We start from the raw sequence: 6,284 nt of genomic DNA on the forward strand, positions 1-6,284 counted from the left end.
GAAAGCTCTAATGCTTCGGAATAGCTATTTAAAAACTACCCAGCTATAACCATTCCCTTCCACCTCGATTTCCATATCTATGGTATAGTCTCTATCCAATGTGTATTCTCTTTTTGATCCATCCGCCATTGTTACGCTTGCTTTTTCTTTCAAGCCCGTATAATACATAGGGATTTTTATACTCTTTTTGATCGTTTGATTGGTAGGGTTGAAAAACATAGCAAAGCCTTTTTCCTTTAACTTCGGATTAACATGCATCATACCATCTATATCTCTACCATTAGCTCTGTTAATATGGACAACGGGAGCATTTAGTATTTCCCTGTATTTCTTATACCAATCGACAATTTCAATTACAGCTGCTTTGGTTCGCTCTGTATCGTATAACCGTGGCCCCCGGTAACAGGCCTGGATACCCATACCGTAATTTTGGATCATATGCGCTTTGTAAGCCTCTAAATGCTCATCCAAAGGCTCTATGGTTGCTGCTGCGCCACCTCCATGATATTGTGTAAGAGGCACAAAAGTCCAACTCATACTCGGTGTTCTGTCCCAGGTACCATCGTATATGTTTTGCCGCCCCAATACCAATTGACGCTCTCTGGGTAAGGACCAGTTTACCTCCCGGTAACCAATCCCGTTTTTGGTACTGCCGCTTAAATAATACCAATCCGGAATATTTAGAGAGATACCGTGTTCATTACACCATTTATAAAAATCTGAAATCCGTTTCCAGGCTTTCCACTGTGAATCTTCTACATTTTTATGTGCTACATGCTTGGTTGATGCACAGAATTGACCGGGGTATGACCCGTCGTGCTCTAACAGGTCGAAACCTGTTTTTTCTAAAAAGGTTTTTAGTTTTTCGAAATAGTCGATCCCCCACTGACTGTTTAAGCATGGAGAGCTACCATGAATTACCCCACCTCTATTTCCTGTTTCGGGATTTATAACATCTACCTCATCACTAATCCACCGACTTGACAATAAGGAATAGCCACCTAACTCGATACCTTTACTATGGGCATAATCAGCCAAGCCTTTAAAATTGGCTATATTTTCTTCAGAAACATCTTCCATATTAAGTCCGCTTCCAAAGCTTAATATCACCATTTCGTAACCTGTTTCTGCACATTGGTCTATTGCTCTTTTAACCTTTATTTCATCTGTTGTCGTTAAATGTAAAAACAAAGGGTTTTCACTTGTCCAGGGTGCTACAAGATTGTAGAATTTGTTTGTAGCCAACCCTTTTCTTTGCTTGTCGTAACTATCAAAGGGCATTTCCCAAACTCTAAAGGTCTCATATTCAGATCCTACATTTATAGTTTCGTTAGGACCTAGAGGCAACTTACATTCTAACAAGCAGGGCATTAATAACGGATAATTTGTTTGGGACGTATAACGTGGGTCCTTTTCCCAATGAACCACTTGGTTTGACCCTTTAAAGGACATGGCATGAAAGGCATAATCGCTCTCTACATGTATATTTGGCAATTCCCAACCCGTTTCACCTCTTTCTACGGCACTTTCAGGCTCTACAGTGGCCAAAATTTCACTTTTAAAACTATCTAAGTTTATACCTTTTGTACTTTTATTTTCAACGGTTATCCATTTACTTATTAAAGGGATGCCATCATAAATTTCATAATGCACCTCCACTTTTATGCCCGGTAGGTTTACATGTGCATATTCAAAAATGAGTTCTTTTCCTTTTATTGTTTTTTTCTGTTCTAAAGCCCACCTTCTATTTTTCCAATCAATTCGCGGTTTTATATTTTCAATCCTAAAGGTTTGTACCTGAAATGAGTTTGTCGGACTCCACATTTGCTCCAACCATTCTCTTTTTAAATAGCCGTATTCTATTTGTCCGTCCAAACCTCCAATGGTATATTCTTGTCCATCAAATTTCAATATTGCTTCCGGACTTACGCCTCGCAATAAAAAATCGCCGGTGATCAAATTTTTAAATCCTACGGTCGCGCAATTGGGAGTTATTCTAAACGTTCGACTTACCAAACCATTAGACATGGTTATTTCTTTGCCATTTTCCGATTTATACACCATCGATGGTAAACTGGGGGTTTCTATAAGCCAATCGCTTTTTACGCCTTCCATATACGGTTCGGTTGGCATTGGCAATTGGTTAATCAAGGGGACTATATTATTAGTAAAAACAACATCAGCCTTTTTCATTCTGCTTAAATAGTTTCCATCTACCATTTGAGGTTTATAACCGTTATAGGTTAATTTAGCGTCTACCCAAACTGCATGATCTCCAGACACACCATCGCCGGCATCCTCCACAATAAGTTCCAAAACCTTAATGTCCTTTACCGAGATATCAACAGGTATTGCTTTGGCTCCCCCTTTAATTTTTTTACTTGCCCACAGTTTTTTACCATCACCATAAATAACAAATTTTACTGATCCCTTCTGAATCGAAGTTTCTGTATTGGCTATCCCAACAAATCGGCTTTCCTTATCTTCTTCTTTATAAAACAACTTGTTGCCATCTCCTAAGGCATTAAACTTTACTTCTCCTGTTAGATCTTGTTTATCCTGAATACCAACCAACGCCGTAAAACGATCGGACTTACCGTCCAGAAAAACAAACATTTTACTTCTGGATATGGTACCGATACCCTTACGGTATTTGTCCCCCGAAATACTAATTGCTGCTCCGTTAATGGCCTTATTCTTTTGAGCCGTCCACCAGGGTTGCTCTACTTTTTTCAAGTCCAAATCAGAGATATTTAATTCATACCTAGAACTTTGTTGGGCATTTAATAAAGTAATAGAAAATATTAGTGCGGTAATATACAGTTTGTTTAATGTATTCATTTGATGACTTATTTTTTTGAATATCTGTTCTGCTTATAATGCAAAAAATAGTATTATGTCATTCCGACAAAAGGAGGAATCTCTTTAAAAATCAAAAGATTCTTCACTTCACCACGCTGCGTTCCGAATGACAGTTCGCAAATTATTACTTATAGCAGGTATTCATTTATTTTTTAAAATAATAATTGATTTATTAATTCTGAATTAAAACTAAAGACTCTTAAATTTTAGCCGTTATAGTTTCTTACTTTCCGTCTAACCTAATTTTGACTTTTACTTTAGGGTTCCCATTTTTAATTTTACAGTCAAATTGAATGGAGTGTCCTCCATTTCCCTGTACTGGAAGCTCTATGTTACGCTCTTTAATTAACTTACCTTTTGCATCTGAAATGACAAGTTTATTGTTTTCAAGAATTAATTCTTGACCTTGTTCTAATTTTTCAGGTATAGAAATAGAGGCATGGTTACTTACTTCAATCGTTATGTCACTCACGGCAGCATCTTTTTCTCCATCCAATGTAATAAAGGCCTTAAATGGCTGCTCTCCCGTTTCGTTGGTGTATTTCCATTCAGCATAAGTGGGTTGGCCAGGTTGTACTTCGATTTTTTCAAAAACAAAATCATAATCCTGGAACATCATCAATTTCCATTCTTTATCACGTATAGTTTCCTCTAAATGGAATTCTTTACTAAGGTCTTTCAGTTGTTGCTTTTGTTTATCTGTAAATGCCCCGCTAAGCCTTGCTTTTTCCCAAATCCTAATCAAATCTAAAATGGTATTAGTATTTGGATTATTGCGTAAAGCATCGGGATTGGCCGATAATGCAAATCCCGCATTGTAAGCTGCACCCCTTGCCAACATCCATTCGATATCGGCTATAGTAGTATGTGGCCTTAATGAAAACCAACCTAGCATATTGGGCAGATAATTAGCTTCTAAAAACGGTTGGTTTTTAAAACGATATTCGGACTGACTTTGACGAAAGCCTCCATACCAGGGTTCCCCCCAATTAATATAGTGATTAATATGCCAGTAATAATGTGTTGTACGACTGGAACCATTAACTAGATTCTTTTGTGTCCCTTCGAACACCCTTTTTGCAAAATCGTCCATACTGTATGTCCCTTGTCCGGTAGCCAAAGCACCTTCATGACCATCGAAATCCATTTGGGTAATACCTGTTTCATTGAAAAAATCGATCATATTCTGAGCCATTTCTTTCTGAAGCTCAAAATCAGGAAAAAACACTTTGTACGGATGGTCTAACAACTTTCCTACCACATCGCCTTTTTGATGTCCTGAGCTTTCTGTTCCAAAAGCTCCTCTTTCACAATCCAGTAGTTTATAAGGAGCCTCTTTACTAACGGTACGATAGCGAATCAATTCATCACCAATTTTTACCGTATGCATCCAGTTGAATTCTTCATTATTAAAATACGCGTTGGTACTCACCAATATTTCTGTGCTTATTGGATCTATATCTCCTGTTAAAGTTCCCTGGCCTGTAAAAACTAGTCCGCTATTAGGAACTGGTGTTACGAAAGGGTCGTTGGGCGTTGTAAAGGTAGTCAATGTATGAGCTCCAACGCGCACTCCTTGTGCATTTGCCTTTTCTACCAGTGCTTTCATACCCGCTCTTCCGTTAGGGAATTGATCGGGGATCAAATCGAATGCTCCCCAATTTTTAAACGGATGCCCATGGTAAATGGCATTCATACCTGCCTTTTTCGTGAATTCTAAAAGTTCATCGAAGTTGTCCTCGGTAAACGTGGTAATTAAATAAGCTTTACTCCTTTCTGGATGTGTTTTTATCCATTGGCCATCAACAAGTGGATGTGGCAAGCCTTCTGCTTCTTCAATAGTACCTATGGTCTCGAGCACCGCTTCCGGATGACAACCAAAAAGCGCAATTTTAGAACCCACAACGGTTTCTCCCTCAATAGGTTTTACTGGCATATTTTTAAAATGATTGGCCCATACATTGGCTGTTCTTTCTACAGACCTGTCTATAGTAAAGGCATTTAGGGTACAACCAAAATCTGTTTTGGTAGCCGCGCCTTTACGTCCACCAGCTTCGCCTGCATTATTTGTAAGCTCCCCTCCTGTAGTTTTTAAATTAAGAGCCTGCAATCCTATTGCAAAATTTTGGTTTCGGGCAACCCCAACTACCTCTCCAACAACTCCTTCGATATTAACAGGATAGCTTCCCCATACTATAGCTGGCACTTTTTCCTGAGGAGCAACAGAAATAACTTCGAAAGTAACATAGTGTTCTTTTTCCTTGAATGCTACATCTATCTTAACACCACTCTTAAAGTTTAGACTTATAGTTGCTTCTTTCTTATTAAAATCTGCAGACAATGGTAACTGATTTATGGTATCGCTCAAATCACGAATAGCCAATAACGGTGCACTCTGGTCCTTTTTTAAAAACTCCGTTCCATTACTAATATCCTTTAACGATTGAAGATTGCCATTTTTATCGATATGTATTTGAAAAGACTCAGTACTTAATACAATCTCTTTTTCCGAACAGGCTATTGTTGTTAGTGCTATGCATAATACTATTGCATAAACATTCCATTTTACCGTTTTAGTAAACATACTTGTTTTAATTTTTTTAGGGTTTTTCATTGTCATTTATACTTTGTTATGCTTGATAGCTCCTTGACAAAGAGCTAATTTACTGGTTACTAATTGTATTCTTTCTGATTATCTTGATAAATACTGATACTTTTTTGGCAGCGTACTTTTATTTTAATTTATGACCACTAAAGTTTTTTTAGTTATTGCTAACAAATCCTTTGATTGCCGCATTATTTTCTCCAACTACAATCAAAGTGTTATCACCCACTTTAATATCCAAAAGGGTTTTAATATTGCCTGGAACGAAAAAACCGCTCTTTTGGGGAATGATATAATCAAAATCGGCATTCCCCTTACCTTTTAAGCAAACACCTATTCCAGCATCTGCCCTGCTGGTTTCCACCTCTGCTTCATATTTGTTTCCTGCCAAAAGCAGGTCGTTAATTCCATCTAAATCAAAATCTCCACAAACAATACCATTAATTGTAGAAAACTGTGCTTCCTTAGGTAAGGGTTCAATAACAAAACCTTTTTTTGTATTCATAATCATTACCGACCTGAATTCCTTAGCTTCAAGATGAAGTGCTTCTTCTAACATAGCACTTCCATAAATATCTGAAAGATCGGCGCTAGCGAACGCATTGAACGTTTTAAATTTTTCATTTATAAATGGCATTTGTTCCGATGAGCACATTTTTCCCCTTACAGGAAACAATTCGGCATCTATATTCTTTGCCAAAACAATATCCATACTTCCTGTATGGTCAAAATCACGACCATAAACATGCAGGGCAATTTCATTTAAAACCAAGAACTTTTTCTCTGTATTCTCTATCAAGAAGAGCATTAAGGCGTT

Annotated in this window: 2 protein-coding genes and 1 pseudogene; all 3 read right to left on the bottom strand. The window is 37.6% G+C overall.

The window, feature by feature from the left end; translation table 11 throughout:
• Positions 1 to 24: 24 nt before the first annotated feature.
• On the bottom strand, positions 25 to 2,841 hold the full coding sequence (locus ABD792_RS00760) for an NPCBM/NEW2 domain-containing protein (protein ID WP_345003787.1): 2,817 nt from the start codon (positions 2,839 to 2,841) through the stop codon (positions 25 to 27).
• A gap of 244 nt (positions 2,842 to 3,085) precedes the next feature.
• Positions 3,086 to 5,476 (bottom strand): hypothetical protein, encoded by a 2,391-nt coding sequence (locus ABD792_RS00765; RefSeq protein ID WP_345003788.1) that lies wholly within the window; start codon positions 5,474 to 5,476, stop codon positions 3,086 to 3,088.
• Between the two features lie 148 nt (positions 5,477 to 5,624).
• A pseudogene (locus ABD792_RS00770) lies at positions 5,625 to 6,284 on the bottom strand (hypothetical protein); the annotation flags it as partial.

This window comes from Snuella lapsa (assembly GCF_039539345.1).
GTDB classification, from domain to species: Bacteria; Bacteroidota; Bacteroidia; order Flavobacteriales; family Flavobacteriaceae; genus Snuella; species Snuella lapsa.